At 59.2% G+C, this 20,386-nt stretch carries 20 protein-coding genes; 7 read left to right on the plus strand and 13 right to left on the minus strand.

Annotated elements, in window-relative coordinates:
- Positions 1–284 precede the first annotated feature (284 nt).
- Positions 285–2,465 carry a prolyl oligopeptidase family serine peptidase gene (locus AC1DON_RS16335; RefSeq protein ID WP_476935878.1) on the minus strand — a complete coding sequence of 727 codons (2,181 nt, stop codon included), beginning with the start codon at positions 2,463–2,465 and terminating at the stop codon, positions 285–287.
- A 172-nt stretch (positions 2,466–2,637) separates the two neighbouring features.
- Here AC1DON_RS16335 and AC1DON_RS16340 point away from each other — a divergent pair, with 172 nt between their 5' ends.
- From AC1DON_RS16340 to phhA, 3 genes are all read left to right on the plus strand, one after another.
- Complete coding sequence (locus AC1DON_RS16340; protein ID WP_476935879.1) at positions 2,638–3,234, plus strand: hypothetical protein; 597 nt, start codon at positions 2,638–2,640, stop codon at positions 3,232–3,234.
- Between the two features lie 3 nt (positions 3,235–3,237).
- Entirely contained in the window at positions 3,238–3,543 is a 306-nt protein-coding gene (locus AC1DON_RS16345) for a winged helix-turn-helix domain-containing protein (protein WP_476935880.1), read from the plus strand.
- Between the two features lie 66 nt (positions 3,544–3,609).
- Complete coding sequence (phhA, locus tag AC1DON_RS16350) at positions 3,610–4,473, plus strand: phenylalanine 4-monooxygenase (protein ID WP_476935881.1); 864 nt, start codon at positions 3,610–3,612, stop codon at positions 4,471–4,473.
- Between the two features lie 131 nt (positions 4,474–4,604).
- Here phhA and AC1DON_RS16355 read toward each other — a convergent pair whose 3' ends face one another.
- Entirely contained in the window at positions 4,605–6,500 is a 1,896-nt protein-coding gene (locus AC1DON_RS16355) for a glycoside hydrolase family 2 protein (protein WP_476935882.1), read from the minus strand.
- Positions 6,501–6,569: 69 nt separating this feature from the next.
- On the opposite strand from AC1DON_RS16355, the gene AC1DON_RS16360 reads away from it, so the two are divergent.
- The 3 genes from AC1DON_RS16360 to AC1DON_RS16370 all read left to right on the plus strand — a co-directional run bounded on the left by AC1DON_RS16360 (position 6,570) and on the right by AC1DON_RS16370 (position 8,201).
- On the plus strand, positions 6,570–6,926 hold the full coding sequence (locus AC1DON_RS16360) for a 4a-hydroxytetrahydrobiopterin dehydratase (protein ID WP_476935883.1): 357 nt from the start codon (positions 6,570–6,572) through the stop codon (positions 6,924–6,926).
- A 128-nt stretch (positions 6,927–7,054) separates the two neighbouring features.
- Entirely contained in the window at positions 7,055–7,750 is a 696-nt protein-coding gene (locus tag AC1DON_RS16365) for a response regulator (protein ID WP_192619596.1), read from the plus strand.
- Positions 7,751–8,018: 268 nt separating this feature from the next.
- Complete coding sequence (locus tag AC1DON_RS16370) at positions 8,019–8,201, plus strand: DUF1328 domain-containing protein (protein WP_209719807.1); 183 nt, start codon at positions 8,019–8,021, stop codon at positions 8,199–8,201.
- A gap of 174 nt (positions 8,202–8,375) precedes the next feature.
- On the opposite strand, the gene AC1DON_RS16375 is transcribed toward AC1DON_RS16370, so the two are convergent.
- The 9 genes from AC1DON_RS16375 to AC1DON_RS16415 form a co-directional block, all read right to left on the minus strand.
- Positions 8,376–9,122, minus strand: a complete 747-nt coding sequence (locus AC1DON_RS16375) for a sensor histidine kinase (RefSeq protein ID WP_476935884.1) — start codon at positions 9,120–9,122, stop codon at positions 8,376–8,378.
- Between the two features lie 134 nt (positions 9,123–9,256).
- On the minus strand, positions 9,257–9,604 hold the full coding sequence (locus tag AC1DON_RS16380; RefSeq protein WP_476935885.1) for a hypothetical protein: 348 nt from the start codon (positions 9,602–9,604) through the stop codon (positions 9,257–9,259).
- Positions 9,605–9,664: 60 nt separating this feature from the next.
- Complete coding sequence (locus AC1DON_RS16385; RefSeq protein ID WP_476935886.1) at positions 9,665–9,838, minus strand: hypothetical protein; 174 nt, start codon at positions 9,836–9,838, stop codon at positions 9,665–9,667.
- A 16-nt stretch (positions 9,839–9,854) separates the two neighbouring features.
- Positions 9,855–10,481: a hypothetical protein gene (locus AC1DON_RS16390; RefSeq protein WP_476935887.1), complete on the minus strand. Its 627-nt coding sequence runs from the start codon at positions 10,479–10,481 to the stop codon at positions 9,855–9,857.
- Between the two features lie 231 nt (positions 10,482–10,712).
- Entirely contained in the window at positions 10,713–10,979 is a 267-nt protein-coding gene (locus tag AC1DON_RS16395; protein ID WP_476935888.1) for a hypothetical protein, read from the minus strand.
- Between the two features lie 143 nt (positions 10,980–11,122).
- Positions 11,123–12,811: a response regulator gene (locus AC1DON_RS16400; protein ID WP_476935889.1), complete on the minus strand. Its 1,689-nt coding sequence runs from the start codon at positions 12,809–12,811 to the stop codon at positions 11,123–11,125.
- 5 nt (positions 12,812–12,816) lie between these two features.
- A complete protein-coding gene (locus AC1DON_RS16405; protein WP_476935890.1) occupies positions 12,817–13,263 on the minus strand; it encodes a response regulator in 447 nt (148 codons plus the stop codon).
- 8 nt (positions 13,264–13,271) lie between these two features.
- Positions 13,272–15,125 carry a sensor histidine kinase gene (locus AC1DON_RS16410; protein WP_476935891.1) on the minus strand — a complete coding sequence of 618 codons (1,854 nt, stop codon included), beginning with the start codon at positions 15,123–15,125 and terminating at the stop codon, positions 13,272–13,274.
- A gap of 243 nt (positions 15,126–15,368) precedes the next feature.
- A complete protein-coding gene (locus AC1DON_RS16415) occupies positions 15,369–15,662 on the minus strand; it encodes an ElaB/YgaM/YqjD family protein (RefSeq protein WP_476935892.1) in 294 nt (97 codons plus the stop codon).
- A gap of 384 nt (positions 15,663–16,046) precedes the next feature.
- On the opposite strand from AC1DON_RS16415, the gene AC1DON_RS16420 reads away from it, so the two are divergent.
- On the plus strand, positions 16,047–16,217 hold the full coding sequence (locus tag AC1DON_RS16420) for a hypothetical protein (RefSeq protein ID WP_476935893.1): 171 nt from the start codon (positions 16,047–16,049) through the stop codon (positions 16,215–16,217).
- Positions 16,218–16,358: 141 nt separating this feature from the next.
- Here the strand turns inward: AC1DON_RS16420 and AC1DON_RS16425 are convergent, their stop codons facing one another.
- Positions 16,359–17,678, minus strand: a complete 1,320-nt coding sequence (locus AC1DON_RS16425) for a glycoside hydrolase family 130 protein (RefSeq protein ID WP_476935894.1) — start codon at positions 17,676–17,678, stop codon at positions 16,359–16,361.
- Between the two features lie 188 nt (positions 17,679–17,866).
- Positions 17,867–20,281 (minus strand): glycosyltransferase family 4 protein, encoded by a 2,415-nt coding sequence (locus AC1DON_RS16430; RefSeq protein ID WP_476935895.1) that lies wholly within the window; start codon positions 20,279–20,281, stop codon positions 17,867–17,869.
- Positions 20,282–20,386: the final 105 nt, after the last annotated feature.

The raw sequence follows: 20,386 nt of genomic DNA on the forward strand, positions 1-20,386 counted from the left end.
AGACACCCGCCTCGCCAAGCCCTGACAACGCCCGCTCCACCCATTTGTAACCCGTCTTCCGGCTAATCCCGAAAGACCGGCAAAGCGACGCAATGTTCGCATTTGCCTGACTGGCAAAACTCAAAAACTCCCGCCTGCGATCCATGACCGACACCTCATTCCAAGGCATGGCAAGCTCCTCAGCTATTCCATGCCTAAAGTGTCACCCATGTCTCCGAACACATGTCACCTATGTCCCCGGACTAAACACCCGCAAGCAGGGAGGGCGAAGTGTTCGCAGGGATTTAGTCCATCAGCTTCTGGGTCAGGTACGTATATTCGATCGCGTAACGGCGGGCGATTTCGGGCAGGTTGGCTGCCGCCTTGTGACCGCCCTCGATGTTTTCATAATAGTAGTAGGGCAGGCCCATGTCCTCGAACAGCGCCGCCATCTTGCGGGCATGGACGGGACCGACGCGGTCGTCCTTGGTCGACGTCTCGAACAGGGGCTCCGGATAGGCGGTGCCAGCCTTGACGTTGTGATAGGGCGAGATGCCGCGCAGGAAGGCGCCTTCGGTCGTGTCGTCTGGATTGCCGTATTCGCCCTGCCATGACGCGCCTGCCGACATGTGCGTATAGTTGACCATGTCGAGCAGCGGCACCTGCACGACGACGGCGTTCCACAGGTCCGGACGCTGCGTCAGTTGCACGCCCATCAGAAGCCCGCCATTCGATCCGCCCATGATGCCGAGACGGCGCGGCGATGTGACTTTACGCGCAATCAGATCGCCTGCGACAGCCTGGAAGTCGTCGAAGACGCGCTGGCGATGGGTCTTCAGACCAGCCTCGTGCCACTTCGGTCCGAACTCGCCGCCACCGCGGATATTGGCCAGCGCATAGGCGCCGCCCTTCTCGAGCCACAGCTTGCCGAGCGATCCGGAATATGAAGGCAGCATCGACACTTCGAATCCGCCATAGGCGTAGAGCAAGGTCGGCGTCTGGCCGTCGAGTTTGATGTCCTTTCTGGCAATCAGGAAATACGGCACTTTGGTGCCATCGGTCGATGTCGCCCATTGTTGCTGGACCTGAAGGCCTTGCGCATCAAAGCGTTCCGGTGCTGCCTTGATTTTTTCTGATTTTCCGGAAATGATATTGGCGCGATACAATGTCGTTGGCGCCAGGAAGCCCGAGGCCGAGACGAAAACGTCGTCGCTTTGGTCGTCAGACGACACCAGTTCGAGTGTCGAATTGGCCGGCAGGTCCAGCTTGTTCGCCGACCAGGTCTTGCCGTTGAAGGTAAAGCCGTGGACCTCGCCCGTCACGTTCGACAGGATAGCCATGACCAGGCGCGTCTTCGTCTGGCTGATGGTCTCGACCGATTGATGGTCGCCCGGCATGAAAACGGTGATGGGCTCGACCTTGGCCGGGTTCTTGAGGGTGGATTTGAGGTCGAAGGAGATGATCGCGCCCGATTTGAACACTGTGCCTTTTGCGCTGGTCCAGTCGGACTTCAGGCGATAGATCGCCTGACCCGTGTGATAGGCCTGGAAATCCGAATTGAGCGGGAAGGGTAAAGTGACCGGACCATGCTCGGTGTAGAAGGTCGTCACCGTTTCAAAAAAGCTCGGCGTCGCATAGGACATGTCGATGACATAGGCGCCGTCGATGTCGCGCAGAACGTAGCGGCCGGCGGAGACATCCTCCTTCTTGCCGCGGAACACCTCGACTGCCTCTTCCAGCTTCTGGCCGCGCTTCAGCTTTTTGGTGATGTACGGATAGCTGGACGTCGTCAGCTCGCCCGGCTGCCATTCCCGTGAGATATAGAGCGTGTCCTTGTCGACCCAGCTGACAGTCTGCTTGCCGGCGGGCAGGTCGAAGCCGCCGGGCACGAAGGTCTTGGTCTTGATGTCGAATTCGCGCACGACGCGAGCGTCGGTGCCGCCATCGGCCAGGCTGATCAGGCAGTAGCGGTTGTCGGGTGGCAGGCAGTCCGAGCCGTTGAAGACCCACATCTTGCCGTCGATCTTCGACTGGGCGTCAACGTCGAAAATCGTCTCCCACTTCGGATCACTGGTCTTGTACGACTCCCAGGTCGTGCGGCGCCACACGCCCTGTTTGTGCTCGGCGTCCTGCCAGAAGTTGTCGATCATGCCGCCGTGTTCAAAACCCGGCATGGCGATACGGTCTGTCGCCTGCAGAATTTTCAGCATCTCGGCCTGGTACTGGCCAAAGCGCGGGTCCTGGGACAGGCGGTCGAGCGTTTTGGTATTGCGCGCAATGGCCCAGTCGAGGGCTTCCTTGCCTTCGATGGCGTCGAGGAAGGCGCGCGGATCGGCAGCCTCCTTGGGAGCGGTATTCGGATTGGATGGGATCTGCCTGGCGACGGTGGTCATCGTACCCTGTGAAGTCTGCGAAAACGAAGGTGCTGCACAGGCCGCCACGGCCAGCGCAGAGGTGACATATAGGGATTTGAGAAGATTGCGCATACGCCGCCCCACCTTTTTGTAGAAACTAAACATTTGAAACTACCTGCTTCCGTCTGCGTGGCAAGGGCAGGTAGATTACAAAAAAGTCATGATTTCGATGATGTTGAAAAAGTACTTTACAAAATAAAGTTCTTTTGTATTTTAATATCAGCTGCTCACGGAGGAAGCTGTTATGTCCAACTCAACCCTGCACGATGATATTGCCTATATGAAATCCCTGGCCGAAGAGGGTAGCCGCCCGGCCGTCAATGGACAGGCCATGTTCTGGGCCGGCCTGCTTTTTGGCGCCGCCTCAGTCGCGCAGTATGGCTTCATGGCGGGTCTGCTGCCCTTGGGCAATCCCTGGTATCCGGTCGCGGTCTGGGCTGGCGCCGGCGTGCTGTTCGGCCTCTCCTTCTTTCTGCACAAGAGAAATGCCACATGCGGTCCGGTAACCAGGGCCGTCAATTCGGTCTGGTCGGCTGTCGGCCTGGCCATCGCCACCCTAGGTTTCTGCATGATCGCGGCTGGGGTGCGGCTTCATTCGATCGAAGCCATAACGGTCCTGATCGCGCCGACCGTTCTGATCCTTTACGGCATCGGTTGGTGGGTCGCCGCCGTCGTGTCGAGCCAGGGCTGGCTCAAGTGGATCTGCGCGGGTTGTTTCCTGGCCGCGCCGGCCGTCGCGTACCTTGCCACCCTGCCAGAACAGATGCTGGCCTATGCGGGATGCCTGGTCCTGTTCGCCATGCTGCCCGGCCTGATCCTGATGCGGTCGGCAAAAGGCTGAGCCATGGACGACTTCAACATCGACTCGCTCGACGACGTCATTCACGGGCGGTTGCGGCTGGGGGTCATGGCCTATCTGTCGACGGCGGGGGCGGCCGACTTCCCCTTGCTGAAGGCCAAGCTCCAGGCAACGGACGGTAACCTGTCGGTGCAGCTTCGCAAGCTGGAGGAGGCTGGCTATGTCGTCATCGACAAGGCCTTCGTCGGCAAGAAGCCGCAGACGATGGTCACGCTGACGGCCGAAGGACGCAAGGCCTATATCGCCTACCTTGACGCCATGAAGAAGCTGATTGCCGACTCTGGATTGTGAGCTTCACGGCAAAGATATTTGCAAATGAAACCAAATCCATGGCATATTCCGGAAACGGAGAATGCCATGGATCAGGTCGTTTCAGAAAAGCATGGTGTGGTTGGCGGCTATGTTCCTGAGCGGCCGGACTGGACGATTGCGCAGGATTGGGCGGCCTATACGGCACAAGATCACGCTGTGTGGCAGACCCTGTTCGAGCGCCAGATGGCCTTGATGCCGGGGCGGGCGTGCCAGGCTTATCTTGATGGCTTGCGCGATCTGCCGATCGACGCCGATGCAATTCCGGATTTTGAGAAATTAAGCGACGTGCTGATGCAACGCACGGGCTGGCGGGTGGTGGCGGTGCCGGGCATGGTGCCGAACGATGTCTTCTTCGACCACCTGGCCAATAGGCGGTTTCCGGCCGGACAGTTTATCCGCAAGGCCCACGAGCTCGACTATCTGCAGGAACCGGATGTGTTCCACGATGTCTTCGGTCATGTGCCGATGATGATGAACCCGGTCATGGCGGACTTCATGCAAGCTTATGGCGACGGTGGCAAGCGCGCCGAGCGGCTGGGGGAGCTGGACCGGCTGGCGCGGTTGTACTGGTACACGGTGGAATTCGGCCTGGTCCAGGAAGCCGGGGCCTTGCGGATTTTCGGCGCGGGGATCTTGTCGTCGTTTTCGGAAACGCGGTTTGCGCTGGAAGATGTGTCGCCGAACCGGATTGGCTTTGATCTTCGGCGAGTTATGCGGACCCTGTATCGCATCGACGATTTCCAGGAGAGCTATTTCGTCCTGCCGTCAATCGAGAGTCTCCTGGAGTTTGCGCAGACGGATTTCGCGCCGATCTATGCAGCGCTGCACGATGAGCGCGACCTGATGGCGTCTGAGGTAATCGGGAGCGATCGGGTATTTACGCGCGGAACGGGGCAACGGGCGCTGTAGTGTTTCGGGGTGTGGGGTCAGTGACCCCATAACCTTATCTATTCCAAAAGAAAAGCCCTCGCCCTTTAGGGGCGGGGCTTCCTTTTGGATCAGGGAAGACTTGGGGCGACAGGCCCCAAACCCCGAAAATGCTACCGTGTCGTTTCCGCCTTCCCGGCGAAATAATCTGACAGCACCTTGAACGCCATCTTCCGCTGTCCGGTTTCCGACACCACGCCCTTGCGGTTCCAGCCCTTCTGATAGATGTGCTGACGGCGCGGCGAGCGGAAGTCCTTCAAAATCCACGGCGACAGACCGCTCAGGAACGGAATCTTGTCCGCCATGGCCAAGGTGTTTTTATAGTACAGCGCCTGGTACTCCTCGCTGAAGCGCGGCTTGGCGGCCTCATCGTGGAAGCCGAACTGCGCGTCGGCGCCGAACTCCGACAGGATCAGCGGCTTGTTCCAATGACTGTGCCACTGCGTCGCCGGAACATCCTCGATCTTGTCGTTGCCATACCAGCCGTTATAGGTGTTGATCGCCATGACATCGAGCGACGCGACCAGCGGGTCCTCGATCTTCATGTCGATATGACCGTCGACAATCTCGCGTTCGGTCATCAGGGCCGCACTGGCCAGGCGCGTCCCGTCCAGAGCGCGCGTATCATCGGCCAGGCGCTTCAGGAAAGCCGTTCGCGTCTCATTGATCGGCGTCTCATTGCCGACGCTCCAGATAACGACCGACGCCCGGTTACGATCGCGCAGAATGTTTTCCGCCTGCATCTTGCGTGCGACCATCAGTGTCTCCGGCCGTGCGAAATTGACCGTCCAGTAGACAGGGATTTCGCTCCACACCAAAAGGCCCATCTCATCGGCCATGCGCGTCGTCACTTCCGAATGCGGATAGTGCGACAGCCGGACATAGTTGCCGTTCAGCCCGTACTTGATCTCGCTCAGCAGGGCGCGCGAGGCTTCCGGCGTGATGATCCGCGCCGGGTTCAGGCCGAACTCTTCTTCATGCAGCGAAATACCGCGCAAAAAGACCGGCTTGCCGTTGAGCACAATCTGCGTGCCCTTGACCTCGATGGTGCGGAAACCGATCCGGTCCTTGAGCGCATCGGCGCCAGCCTTGACCGTCACATTGTACAGGGTCGGCGTTTCAGGCGACCACAGCTTCAGGCCGCGCGGCGCCTTGGTGCTCAGGGCCACATGCCCCTCGGCATTGGTGGTGCCCTTCAGCGTCAGGTTCAGCCCTTCGACAGCGACCTCAACGGCTTGATTGGCCTTACCAAGTCCTTCGATCGCGATATCGGCCAGGATACGGCCATCCCTGGTGTAGCGGACGAAGCTGTCGTCGATCCAGGTCTCGGGCGTTTCAACCAGCAGGACCTCGCGCAGGATGCCGCCATAGGTCTCCCAGTCGGTGACCGTCGGCGGCACCGTATCGGCGTTGCGCACCGAATCGACCGCGACGACCAGATTGTTGTCCTTTTCGCGCAGGGCATCCGTCACATCGAAGGCAAACGGCGTGAAGCCGCCTTCATGCTGGCCGATCATCTGGCCATTGAGATAAATCGTCGCCTTGTAGTCGACGGCGCCGAACCGCAGGAAGACACGTTTGCCGGCTTGCTTCGGTTGGCGGTCGAAGCTCTTCTGGTACCAGACAAGCCCGTTGTAATAACGCATTTCGGCGCTATGGCCGATCCAGGACGATGGGATTTGCGCTTCGGGTGACCGGCGCAGGTCGTATTCGAACAGGGCGTTCGGGTTTTCCTTCGAAGTCTTTTCAACATTGGTGTCGGACCCGCGCGCATGACGCGGATTAACCGGACGGCCCATGAAATCCGCCTGGCCGTCGCGATAAGGATCGACCGAATAGTGCCACGGACCGGACAGGTTCTGGCTGTCGCGACGGTCCGCATTGACCAGTACGTGCTGTGGAACAACGGATTGCAGCTCGGGGGCATTGGCCGGTGCGGCAGGCCCGGCGAAGGCCGGTAACGCAATAAGGGCCGACAGCGCGGCGGCGCTCAGCAGATGTTTCAGCATGGAGTACCTCTCTGTTTGACACACCTTAGCGAGATAAAATTGGTCTGACAACTTTCCGCGCACGATTTTGTGCGGCGACAATCGGCACGCGTTGTCTTATCTTTATCTCACCCAAGGAGACGCACTATTCCCAAGCTTACACCCGATCGGATAGGTAGTCTTGCAGGCGAATTGCGTGAGTGGGCAAGCGACGGGGAGGCCTTGTCGCGCAAGCTTATCTTCAAGGATTTCAAACAGGCTTTTGCCTTCATGGCCGAGGTAGCGGCAAAGGCCGATGAGATGGATCATCACCCGGAATGGTCAAATATCTACAATCAGGTTTCCATTCGCCTGACGACGCACGATGCCGGCGGGCTAACAGAAAAGGATATCATGCTGGCACGCCATATTGATGCTGCGGCGGTAAGTCAGGGTGTGGAAAAATAATAAGAAATACGGTAGCTTAATGCCATTGGTATCGTTTGTAAGCGCCGAGCTCCATATTTAATTTTTATTTTTGCAAACCTACACCCTTTAATTGACGATTGAACCAGAGAGGACCACGAGTCACGCACATGCTCGAGAAGAAGAATACGATCCTGATTGTGGATGACGAGGAAGAAATCCGCAAAATGCTCAGCATCTTTCTTGATGCCGCGGACTTCAAGGTCTGCGAGTGTGACAGTGGTAAGCAGGCCTTGCGGCTTTCAGCTTCGGTGCGTCCGGACCTCATCCTGCTCGACCTCGGCCTGCCGGACATCGACGGCAAGGAAGTCATCACCAAGATTCGCGAGTGGTCGAATGTGCCGATCGTCGTTCTGACGGCGCGTTCCGAGGACTCGGATGCGGCGCCGGCGCTGAACACCGGAGCGGATGACTATGTGACCAAGCCGTTTTCGGCCGAAGTCTTGCTGGCACGCATCCACGCCAACCTGCGCAAGTCAGCCGTGAAGGAAGTCGGCGAGCCGGAAATCATTCACGGCCCGATTCGCATGGACCTGGTGCGCCACGAAGTCTTTATCGACGGCGAGCGTGTCGGCTTCACGCCCAAGGAATACGACCTGCTGCGCTACTTCCTGGTCAACCGCGGCCGCATGCTGACGCACAAACAGATCCTGAAGGAAGTCTGGGGGCCTGCGCACCTGGAGGACACGCAGTATCTGCGCGTCTATATCGGACAGGTTCGCGACAAGCTGGAAACCCGCGAAGGCCTCGGCAAGTCGATCGTGTCGGAATCCGGGATCGGCTATCGCATGGACCTGGTTGAATAGGTTCGGCGCTGGTTTTAAGATTACTGGCTATGCCTTAAGGCTCCGATCTGGTCACACCAGATCGGAGCCTTAAATTTTGGCTTCGACGCGCATCCCGCGGGGAGCCGCCGCACAGTTTTAGGAATGCGCTTATAAGTGCGACCGTTTTATTTCATTCTTACGGGAAGTGCCAAACTCGTCTTTGTATATTTATGGTGGCGGACTTAGCATCAAGAAGATCGGTAAGCACCGGTAGCTCATTTTGGTCCAGTCCATTCAGGAGAATGTCATGCTTAACTGGATAGTCACTTTCTTTATACTTGCCGTCGCTGCGGCATTCCTTGGTTTTACGGGACTGGCCGGCACTTTCGCGGATATTGCCAAGTTCATCGCCATTATCTTCGTCGTCCTGTTTATCGCCGGTCTGGTTTACAGGCTGATTACGGGGCGGAGTGCAAATCCGCCGTTGTGATGACAAGAAATGGGGTTTGTGGGTATGTCGTGGCGAAAGTATAGCTTTCGCCCGCCATCGGCCCCACAAACCTTTTCTTTCCAACAAGAAAGCCTCGCCCCCAAAAGGGCGAGGCTTTCTTGTTGGATCAGGAAGACTTGGGGCCGCAAGCCCCCAGCCCCATAAGCTGTTATCTCAATCGGCCCGATGGTTTTTATAGAATAACGTAAACACCGCTCCGCCTTCAGGATGGTTTGCCAATTCAATCCGCCCGTCGAGCAGCTTCATGATATGCCGGCAGATGGTCAGTCCCAGCCCCGTGCCGGCATTCTGCTGATCCGCCCGTTGCAGCCGTGTATACTTGTCGAAGACGAGGGCCTGCTTGTCCTGCGGAATGCCGTCGCCATGGTCGCGAATCCGGACAAAGCCCTCCGATCCCGTCACGCCATGTTCGATGACAACATAGGGCTCGGTGGCGCCGTACTTGCGCACCCCGTGCTTGAAGGCATTGTGCAGCACCAGGCCAACAGCGCGGCTGCCCAGCATCGGATCCGTGAAGATCTCGTCGCGCTCTCCAACCTGACGGACTTCCAGCTCGCCGCGGGCCTTGAGCGGCCCCAGGCGCGACAGGCTGTCCTGGACCAGCTGGCCCATGCGGCAGGCTTCAAAGCGCGGCTTGACCGCTGCCGCCTCAAACTTGGCCATGTCGAGAATATTGGTGATGAAGTAGTCGAGCCGGAAGGCTTCGGTCAGGGCCGAACTGATCAGCGACCGGCGTTTTTCCTCGGGCAGCTTGTCGTACAGCATGGTCATGACTTCAAGCGAACCGATGATGGTCGCCAGTGGCGTCTTTAGGTCATGGGACACTGAAGACAGCATCTGCCGATGCAGGTACTCACGCATTTCATCATGCGACAGAGACGACAAATCATCGGGAGTCATGGGCAAAATCATATCAGACAAATAGGGTGCGAACAAATGGCTTTACGGGAAAAGGGGAGCCTGGCTGAGTAGCCCTGCTCCCCTGAAACCGTGCCCATACAAGCGTTCTGTTGTGAAGGCAAATGTGTGATCACTTATGGGTTACGCTTTTCCGCCTTATCCTGCTGCTTTTGTTTGTCACGCGCCGCCTTGATGTCAGCCGAGGTCTCCGAAGCCGCTTCACGCGCCTCCTGACCGACTTTCGAAACAGCCGATTCGGCGGCGTCACCGGCATTCTCCAAAGCTTCGCCCGCCTTTGCCAGCGGCGATGATTCGCTGATCTCTGCTGCGGCGCTTTCGACAGCAACCGGAACGGCATCTATGGCATCGCCGACCTTTTCACCGGTTGTGCGTCCGTCCGTCCGGTTAAGGAAGAGTGACGCGCCGATAATGACAACGATAAGAATGATGATAACGACGAGTATCCGTGCGACGGTGCTCATGCCTTTTGCTTTGCCACGATATTTAGTCGAAAAGCGATACGTGCTTTTCGCCAGGTCGCTCTAATCATCGATGTGTTCTGCGATTTGCTGAAAGACGACCAGTTCCTCGTCGTCATCCTGAGGGTCGAACAGCTCCGGCGGAAGTTCATCTTCGTAGAACTCGCCGTCGTAGCGGACCTGGTGCGTATAGTCCGGCTTGTGACCGGGTAGGGGATGGGGCGTAGGAAAAGCCATAGGGGAACTCCGAACTCTAGCCAGCCTGCTGTCGGGCGATTTCAGGTCGATCGACCGGTGGAATATCCGGCAGGACATCCGGATTGCCTTCGGGCGCCGGGGTGGGATTAATTTCCGGACCGGTCGGCTCGTTTGGCTCGATCTCGGGATTGGGGGGATCGTTAGGGCCGCTCGATGCACTGAAGGTCGTCTGTGCGGCAGCAATAACCGTATTCAGACGGCGCAGCGCCTGGCTGAGATCGTCCGTATGGCGTTGCTGCGACGGGCTGGCGACGTTGCCACCTTCGCCTTCCAGACGCAGGAATTCATCGAGCGCCAGAGACAATTCGCGCTGCGCTTCGCCGAGCGCGCCGCCGGCGTTTTCCGACAGCTTACGCGCGGCATCGAGGCCGGTCAGGTAGTCATCGGTCCACTTGACTACCTGAGCCAGATGGCCGGCGGTTTCGGGCTTGAGACGGCTGGTGCTGTTCATGATGCGCTTAAGGTCGCGCGATACCTTATGGACGGCGTCGACCTGCCCGATATCCAGGCCGGCCTGCGCGGCCGCCTGTGCGGTTTCAGCAGCGGGTTTTTGTGCCGTGGCTAGTGATGGCTGATGCAGTCCGCTGTCCGGCTTGACCTTGAAATTGAAATCGTCGGCCATGGTGGCGTGTCCTCGAAATATGCCTCTCAACTGAGGCCTTGGAAAAACGATAGGTCAAAGGTTGCAAAGGCACAGTGCCGTTCGCCGCAACGGCCTATAAGCGCATCGTAAGCCTTAACCTTATGGGGTTTACGGCGTTCAATTTGCCGGCAGAAGCGTTCACGATATCGCGCGATACAAGGCAAAACGGCCGCTCTGAGGGCGGCCGCTGTCATGGGTCTGGCAGGCATTTCAGGTCGCGCTGGAGCGCGCCAGATCGTCGCCACGCGCTTGGGTCTTCTTGTGCTTGAGGCCCTTGACGAAGGAGGCCAGGGCGACCGCCGCGAGCCCGACGGTCGCGACCGCGCTGAGACCCGGCGCTATGCGGCGGACAAACTGTGTGTTGACCAATGCTGCGGCGGTCATGAGCGTGGGGGAGGCTGGCGTCTTGGTCAGGGCCTGGGCGAAAGGCAGGAGGCTGAGGACGCGGGTCGAGCCGTAAAGCAGGGTGTGTTTCATGGAATGCTCCCAAAAGCGATGTGCAGAAAAGCGTGAGCGGTTTTCCGCGCAGACATCGCGACAAAACTATGGGGCACAACCTACATCCGTACGCATAAGAACGGCGTTGGATTGATGGCGGCTGGTGTCAAAAAGCGCGTTGTTTACCGCAGAGCGCCCAGCTTCAGCGCCAGGATATCCGGCAGGACCGGCTTGGAGATGTACTCGTCCATCCCGGCCTGCAGGCAGCGTTCGCGGTCGCCGGCCAGGGCGTGCGCCGTCACACCGATAATCGTATTGCGGTATCCCCGGCCAGTCGCTTCCTTGGCGGCTTCGAGGTCGCGGATCCAGCGCGTCGTCTCCAGCCCATCCATGCCCTGCATCTGCACGTCCATCAGGATGGCGTAGTGCGGGCCGCCGGCGGCCTTGATGATGTCGATCGCGTCGGTGCCCGACATGGCCGAGACCGTGTCGTAGCCCAGTTCCTCCAGCATCAGGCTCAGCACCATGATATTAGGCGCGTAGTCCTCGACGATCAGCACGCAAGGGCGCCCATTCTCGCCGGTGATCGGCTTGAAGGCGCGGCGCTGGTTGTAGAGCGTCGTCAGGCTGGCCGAGATCGGACGGACATTGCCGGCAGGGGCGACGACGGCTGGTTCCTCGCTCGAAGCGCGGTCCTGGTTGAGCGTCACCTTGAATACCGAGCCCCGGCCCTGCTGGCTCTCGACGCGGATGGCGCCACCCATCAGCTCGACCAGCGAACGCGCGATCGACAGGCCCAGCCCCGACCCACCGAAGCGGCGCGTGATGGTCTCATCGGCCTGGGTGAACTTGTCGAAGATCAGTGGCAACTTTTCGGCCGGGATACCGATGCCGGTGTCGCGCACCGACAGGTTGAGCGTCACGGAGTCGTCGCCATGGGCGTGGGTTTCGGCGGTGATGACGATCTCGCCTTCGTCGGTGAACTTCAGCGCGTTGCTGACCAGGTTCATCAGAATCTGCTGCAACCGCGTCCTGTCGCCCATCAGCACGTCGCCGTTTGTGCGGTCGTCAAGCACCAGACGCAGGTTCTTGCGGCCGGCGTCGGGCTCGAACATCAGGTGGATGTCCTTGAGGATTTCGGCCGGCTCGTAGCGGATGCTTTCCAGCGCGATCCGGTCGTCCTCGATGCGGCTGATGTCGAGCAGGTCGTTGATCAGCTTTAAAAGCAGGTCGGCATTGGTGCGCAGGGTCTCGACGATCTTCTTCTGATCGACATTGAGCGGGGACTTGGCCAGCACGGTCGCCAGGCCGGTGACCACGTTCATCGGCGTGCGGATCTCGTGGCTCATCGTCGCCAGGAAACGGCTCTTGGCCTCGCTGGCCTGCTCGGCGCGCTCCTTGGCCAGCATCAGTTCCTCGCGCTGGCGGGCGTTCTCGCGCAGCAGGCGTTCCTTGGTGTAGGCCGCCTGCATGATGGCCGGCAGGAGGTCGAGATAGGTCTGGTTGACGTCCTTGACGGCATAGTCGGCGGCGCCGCGCTGCAGGGCCTCCAGGGCTATGCGTTCATCGCCGCCAACCGTAAGGATGACGGCGGGCGGCGAGCCCGGCACATTGCCGAGGCGTTCAAGCAGCTCAAGGCCACTCATACCCGGCAGGTTGTAGTCGACCAGAAGCAGATCGTACGCCTTGCCGTCGCGCATGATCAGGTCCAGCGCTTTTTCGGCCGTCTCGACCGTATCGACGGCCAGGCCCGCGCGGTCCATGCGTTTTTGCAGCAGACGCGCCAGCGCAGCGTCGTCCTCGACATACAGGATTTTCTGCATGCCGGACAACGGGTGGGATTGCGGATCTATTTCGGCGTCAAGCGGCATGAGAATCAGTCATTGATATGGGGTACGCGAACTATGGTCATCATAAGGCCGAGTTTCTGAATAGCCTCCGAAAATTCATCATAGCCGACGGGTTTGTTCATGAAAACATTGCAGCCCAGTGCATAGCACCGATCAATGTCCTTGGGGCTGTCGGTCGTCGTTAAAACGATGACGGGCATGCGCCGTGTCTTTTCCGAAGCCTTGAGGTTCTTCAGGATTTCGAAGCCATCGATATCCGGCAGGTTCAGGTCGAGGACGGCGACCATCTTGTCATAGTGGCGTTCGGGCTGGTCGGGGCCAAAAAAGTAGTTCATTGCCTCCAGACCCGATTCCAGGTGTTCGATCGTATTCTGGACGCCGCTGCGTTTCAGGTTGCGGCGGATGAGGCTGGCGTGGCCAGCATCGTCTTCGACCAGCACGAGCGAGAAGGGTTCCGAAAACGGAGAGGTCATGAGGGGTCCTAACTCGCCATTGCCCGAGCCCCGTCTTGGGGCAGTTCGGCATTGGCGGCAGTGGGGAGTTTCTTCGGCAGGCTGAAATAGAAGGTCGTGCCGACGTCAAGCGTCGAGTCGAACCAGATGGCGCCTGACAGCTTGCGCAGCGTCGCCTTGACGAAAGCCATGCCCAACCCCAGGCCGCGTACATCGCCGGTATTGCGGGCGCGGCGGAAGATGTGGAAGACCTTCTGGCGGTCGTCGGCCTCGATGCCGCGACCGTTGTCACGGATGGAAAAGACGTATTCGCGGCTGGTCTCGACGCAGTTGATCTCGATGCGGCCCGGGCGTCCGGACTGCAGATACTTGACAGCATTGTCGAGCAGGTTGGAGAAGATCTGCTCCAGCGCCACTGGGTCGGTAATCAGTTCGGGCAGGTGGCCGACCACGACCTCGACGCCCTTGCCGGTCAGCTCATAGCTTTGCGCGCCTAGGCATTTGTCGAAAATGGTGCGCGAACTGACCCGGTCCTCGCGGTAGACGTACTTGCCGATACGCGAAAGGTCTAGGATGGCGGTGGTCAGCGTGTCCATGCGGTCGACCGCCTTGCCGATAAAGCCGAGTGATTCCGGGATATCGGCCTTGAGCAGGGCTTCGATCCGCGTCCAGGTCTCGGTACCCAGCTTCTTTTGCTGTGGTTCAATCAGTTCGCGGACCTCTTCAACAGCCATGGACAGTTCGTGGCTGAAACCCTTGAGGTTGACCAGGGGCGAGCGCATGTCATGCGAGGTGATGTAGGTGAAGGCTTCCATGTCGGCGTGAAGCTGCTTGTACTCTTCCTCGCGTTCCTTCTGCTCGGTAATGTCGGTGTGGGTGCCGATCAGGGTGCGGATCTGGCCGAACTTGTCCCAGGTGCCGACACCGCGCGACAGCACCCAGCGCCAGGTGCCGTCCTTGTGCTTCATGCGGAAGACATTGGCGTAGACCGGGGACTGGCGCATGATGTACTGGCGCCGCACCTCCAGGACCTTGGGCAGGTCGTCCGGATGAGTCAGGCCCATGACCGAATCAATCGTATCGGCTATCTCGTCTTCGCCATAGCCCAACATAGCCTTGAACTCGCGCGACGCGTAGAAGGTCTCGCTGACGAAGTTGAGTTCATAGAGGCCGTCATTGATACCGTTCATCACCGTCCTGAAGCGCAGCTCCGCCTTGCGGCTCTCGTCCTCGAAGGCCTGGTTTTCGGTCTCCAGCTTAATGATGGTGATGGTACCGATCAGCACGATGCCGATGCCGATAATGGCGCCAATGATCAGGATATAGATGAAGTTGGCGCGCTGCGACTGGACCTGCTTGACGTGCGCCTTGAGGCTGGCGAGGCGCAGGGCGATGCTGTCGTCGAGGCGTTCGCGCAAGGCATCCATAGACTGCTTCTGGCGGGCCAGGTCCTCGACCGACACCGCGCCCCGGCCATGGGTGCGCACGGCGGCGATCTGGCGCTCATAGGTTTTCTGGATGTCGTCGATCGCATCGAGCCAGACATTGGTCTGGGCGAAGAAGGCCTTTTCGCGGTAGGTGACGTTGCGGAGAGTCACGACCTGCGTGCGCAGCCGGTTGCCGGCTTCGCGATAAGGCTTCAGGAAGTGGTCGTCGCCGGACAGGATATAGCCCCGTACGCCGTTTTCCATCTCGAGGGTGCCGATATAGATATTCCGGGTCTGGCCGATGGTCTCATACTGATAGACGGTGTCGTCATTCAGATCTTCGACGGTCTTGTACTGGCTGTGGATAATCATGGTGAAGGCGCATAGCGCGATCGACACGATGCTGAAAAAGGCCAGGTAGATGTGCTTGACGTTAATGCCCCAGGGTAACCACATCGTGCTCGGCCGTTGATGATGCCTTCTGCCCATATTATTCCAGATGGCGGGTGATCGGCCCACTGGAATTCGGCGGCATGCCGAAACACGGGTCTGTCTGTCGCCCGAAGGTGGACGCTAGCGCGGGTAACCACAAACGGCAATAAGTGACAGGGCGGAAAAAATAAAAAACCCGTAAGAGCGGGGCTCTTACGGGCAGTAGGCAGCAAGGGAGAAGGTTTTATATATGCGTCCGTTTGAGATTTAGCGGCGGGTCAGCAGGGCGCCGAGGATAAAACCGGCACCGAGCGCAATGGCGCTGGAGCGAATCGGGTTCGACTTGATTTCGGCTTCGACGGTTTGCGACAGCTTCGACGTCTGGTCGAGCGTCTTGTCAAAAGCGCCACGGACCTTCTGGCCAGCTTCACTGGCATAGTCCGAAACACTGTGGAGCGCGTCCTTGCCTTCGTTAGCAGCGTCCTGGACGACGTTGCGCAGGTCGTTCTCGGCGGACGCCTTGGTCACATCGGCGGCGGCTTTGGTGGCGGAGGACAGCATGTGAAGGGACTCCTATCGTTCAATGAAAACGGATCAGCGATGTCGGGGGGAGGAAATGGGGTCGCGTTCACGGAGGCCTTGTCTGAGGTCTTAGGCTAGGGGGGGGCGATGAAGAGCCCCAAACCCGGCGTCCGTGAACGCGATGATGTCAGACTACAGGCCGTTCCCTCAAAGGGCGATGCGCTGCGCCGGTAGCGAAAATAAAATAGTGATAAAGGCGCCTTGCCGGTTTCATTCGCGATTTCGCCGCAAAGGCCGGCAGTCAGGTCTTACCCCATATTTACCCACGCCGCGGCGTTGCGTGCGTCAATTTTATGCCGACCCTGATACGTTTCAGGTGGTCGCAAATCGCGACACCTGTTCATTTTTTAGGAGGAGCTCATCATGTCTGTTAAGTCGAGCATCAAGGAAACCGCCGGCGCCGCCGAAGAAGAGCTGGGTGAAGCCCTGCACAATGACAAGATGGCCGAAAAGGGCCGTCGCATGCGTAATGAGGGCCGTGTCGGCAACGGCAAGATGCCCAAGGTCACCAAGGTCGGCGCCGAAAAGCCTTAGCTTCCGGACAGAGCGACAGAAAAAAGCCTCCCGGTGGACCGGGAGGCTTTTTCTTTGATCAGAAATATGGCTGGCCTTGAAATATCCATGTTATGCCATGGCTGTGCAACGGCCTTATGACATGTTTGAAACGCTTCTGCGTCAAACGCCCAGATGTGCCAGCAGGTCGGCGATCTTTATCGAAGCGAAGTGGATGCTGGAATCGGCCACGCCATAGGGCATGAACAGCCAGTCGCCGACCTTGAGTGCACCGCAGGTATAGATGACGTTCGGCACATAGCCTTCGCGGTTGTCTTCCGATGGCGACAGGAGCGGTGTCTGAGAACGAGCGATCACCTTGCGCGGATCGTCCTTGTCGAGCAGGGCAGCCCCCAGCGAATAGCGGCGCACTGGGCCGACGCCGTGGGTCAGGACCAACCAGCCTTCGTCGAGTTCGATCGGTGAGCCGCAATTGCCCATCTGGACCAGTTCCCACGGATATTCCGGTCCCAGGATACGCTCGCCATTGTTCCAGATCAGCCGGTCATCGCTTTCGAGGTAGAAGATGCTTTCGTGGTCCAGGCGCGTGATGGCGGCATAACGACCGTGCAGCCGGCGCGGGAACAGGGCCAGGCCCTTGTGATTGGCGGCAGCGCCCCGGAACGGGACCAGCTTGAAGCTGCGGAAGTCGCTGGTTTCAAAGGATTCGCAGGCAATTTCACGCCCGTTATAAGCCGTATAGCTGCCGAGATAGATCTGGCTTCCATCCTCCTCGGTGAATTTCACCATGCGCAAGTCCTCAAGCCCGTTGGTCTGGGATCGCGTCACCGGGAACAGGACCGTTTCCGACACAGGGCACGCCTGGTGGCTGTGGACTGTAACCGCGCCGTCGTAAGGCACTGGGTCCCTGGGCCTGGCGGCAACGGCGAAATCGGTTTCGGGCTTCAGTTCGATCGAACCGTCGGTGTGGAAGACGCCTTCGCGGAAGGAGATGGTCGAGATATGGCCCTCGCCGACGGTGCGCGTCGACAGGATGAAGTTGACAGAGCCATTGCCGGCACCGGTCTGATCCGGATGAACGACGATTGACGGGTTCATGACCGCCGCCGCCTGGTAGCTGTATTCGTGGCTGAAATAGGCGCCGATCAGGGCGCGGTGGTCCTCATCGATCGTCTCCATGCCACCATTGATCGCCTGGATCTGGTTGAAGCGCTCCAGGAAGATGCCGCGCGTCTGCCAGTGCCGACCGGTAAAGTCACGGTTGACCTCCTCCATTACGTCGCGCACCTCTTCCGCCGACAGGGCGATAATGGCGTCGCAGATCCGTGTCACCCGCGACATGGTGCCCTTGGCGCTGTCACGTGCGCCGCTGGCGATGGCAAAGGGTAGGATAACCACCCTTTCCGGATTGGCCCTGAGCATCAAAGGGCTCTGCAGCATATCTACATGGGTCGATTTTGTCAGCTTGGTGCCGCCGTCCATGAATGTTATCCCTCTCCAGAGCGACATGTCGAAAAGTGCTAAGTGGTTTTCGACATATCGCGACAAAGTATGAGCTCGGATCGGAGTGATGATTCCAACTGAAATCGTTCCAATCCAAGCGGTCTAGGCACCAGGGCTGCATGCCGTGGTGCCTGACAGTATCATTGATCTGCTCGGCCAGCGCAAAATCAGACTTGCGCCAATGCCTTCATTTCGGTTTTAGGCGCTTTAGTCCCCTTCGGAGCCGTGGCGATCCCGGCTTTCAGTTCCATTTTCAGGGCTGTCCAGCTGAGGTGGTAGGCCAGGATCGATTCAGCACCCTGGTTTTCATTGCAGCCGTGCACAGTCAGACCATCGAAGCAACCGCCGTCGGCGGTTATCGTTGCCACATTGTGGCTGTTCACGCCTTCGAACCACGCCCAGGCCCGCAAGGCCTCTTCGCGCCATTCGGGCTCGCCCGTCACGCGCCATGCGGTCAGGCACGCCTCGATAGTAGCTATGACCTCCAAAGGTTGTTGGTCATATAGCGGATGGACTTCGCCATCCTCCTTGAAGCGTGAGGTCGGCACTGGCAGGAAGCAACCTTTCACTGGCAGGGTCTGCTGCGTCATCAGCCAGGCGAGCGACGCCAGGCCGTTGCTCAGGATAACGCTGTCCGACAGGAACTGGCCGGCCAGGATCAGGCCGTCGCTCAGGCGGGCATTGTCATACGAGAGAGAGGCTTCGAACCACAGCCGGTCCGGCGTGGACGCCTGGGTGTAGTAGCTGTTCAACATGCGCGCCAGATCGAGGATCGCCGCCTGGATTTCCTGCGGCTGGCCAATGACGCCAAAGGCGCGGATCAGCGTCTTGAGGACGATGGCGCGTGAGCGCATCGACGTCCAGGTCAGTGCGCGTGGCCAGACGCGTTGGCCCAGTTCGGTCGCCCAGTTGCGCAGGTCGGCCGGGAGATCGGAGCGGGCGACATCGACCAGCGCTTCGAAGGTGCGGGCGCAGCAATCATTTGAGCCGCCGTCATCGAGCCATTGCCGATCGAAGCCCATGAAATTGCGGAAGCGGCCGGTGTCCGGATTCCAGGCGTGGTTGATGAAGCCGGCATAGATATAGGCCAGGCGCAGTTGCTGGCCATCGAGCTTGCCAAGCTTTGACTGGCGCGCGACCAGGCCCAGCGCGCGGCAATTGTCATCGGTGCAGTAGCCGTGCGCGCGATCTGGCAGACGGTACTTGCCGTGCTGATATATGCCCGTATCGTCGCTCATGCGCTGGATCGCATCCCAGAGCGGGCGCTGTGCCGTAAACCGGGTTTCGGTTTCAACGACCTGGCAGCCCTTTTTTACATCGTCCTCGGCGCGGGCGATATAGGCCTGCGCGACTGCCGACCAGCGCGACGACAGGCCGTACATATAAGCCTTGCGCGACATGGCTTCGCGGGTCGTGTCCGATTCCATCAGCCTGGCGATCGCCTTGCCGAAGGCCTGGCTGTCGTTGAAGGGGCACAGGACGCCGACGCCGTTGGCCAGGGCTTCCTGGGCGTGCCAGTAGGGGGTGGAAACAACCGGTCGGCCCAGCGCGATCGCATAGGACAGGGTTCCTGAGGTGATCTGCGTTTCAGTCAGATACGGCGTCACATAGACGTCGGTGGCCTGGAGGATATCGACCAGGTCGTTATCACTGAGATATTTGTCGACGAAGCGGATATGGTTCTCAATACCCAGTTCGTGCGCCATGGCCTTGAGGCTGTCACGGTACTTTTCGCCCTCGTGACGGATCAGGTGCGGGTGGGTGGCGCCGACGACCAGGTACATCAGGTCGGGCGTGCCACGCACGACTTCCGGCAAAGCGGAAATGACGGTTTCGATGCCCTTGTTGGGCGACAGCAGGCCGAAGGTCGTCAGGACTTTCTTCCCACTCAGGCCGTGATGCGCCTTGAAAGCCTCGGTGTCCTGCAGCGGCCGCGATGGGGCGCCATGCGGGACGATGGCAATCTTGGATTCTGGCACGCCGTAGACACGCTTGAGGATATCGGCGCCCTTGCGCGCCATGGTCACCAGGGTCGCCGACGCGCGGATCAGCCCGTCCATCACGCGCCTCTGCTCTTCGTTCGGCGTTTCCAGAATGGTGTGCAGCGTTGTGACAACCGGCATGTGCAGGCGTTCCAGGCAGTCGAGCAGATAGGCGCCCGACGGACCGCCATATATGCCGAACTCGTGCTGGACGAACAGAACCTGGGTGCCCGCCGCATTTAATTCATCGGCCAGGCGGATATAGGCCGCGCCGTCGTTCTGCGGGACCTGCCGGGTCACCTCCGGCGGATAATCGTAGGTATTGTCCGGGTCGTTCATGGCAATGACGTCCCAGCGTGCGTCAGGCAAAGCCTTGTGCAGGCAGGTGTACATGTCGCGGGTAAAGGTCGCCAGGCCGCACTGACGCGGCGGGAAATTGCCTATGATCGCCGTCTTCATAAGCGATGATCCTGTACTCTGGGCCTTGGCGATCTGAGGGATATCGGCGACGGTAAAGTCTTCACCCTGGGATTTGAACGTCGTGGCTTCGAGCATGGTGACCTCTGAAAACGGCCGCGCGCACCATGAGAGGGAAGGCATCGACCTCATTTTGGACCGGCGGGAACTAAGGGAGTAGGGGCGCGAAATATTGCGCCGCTTCGCATTGCACACAATGTCCGGCGGCGGATAAAGAATCAGTAGGAA

Source organism: Asticcacaulis sp. P4_H10 (assembly GCF_056400965.1).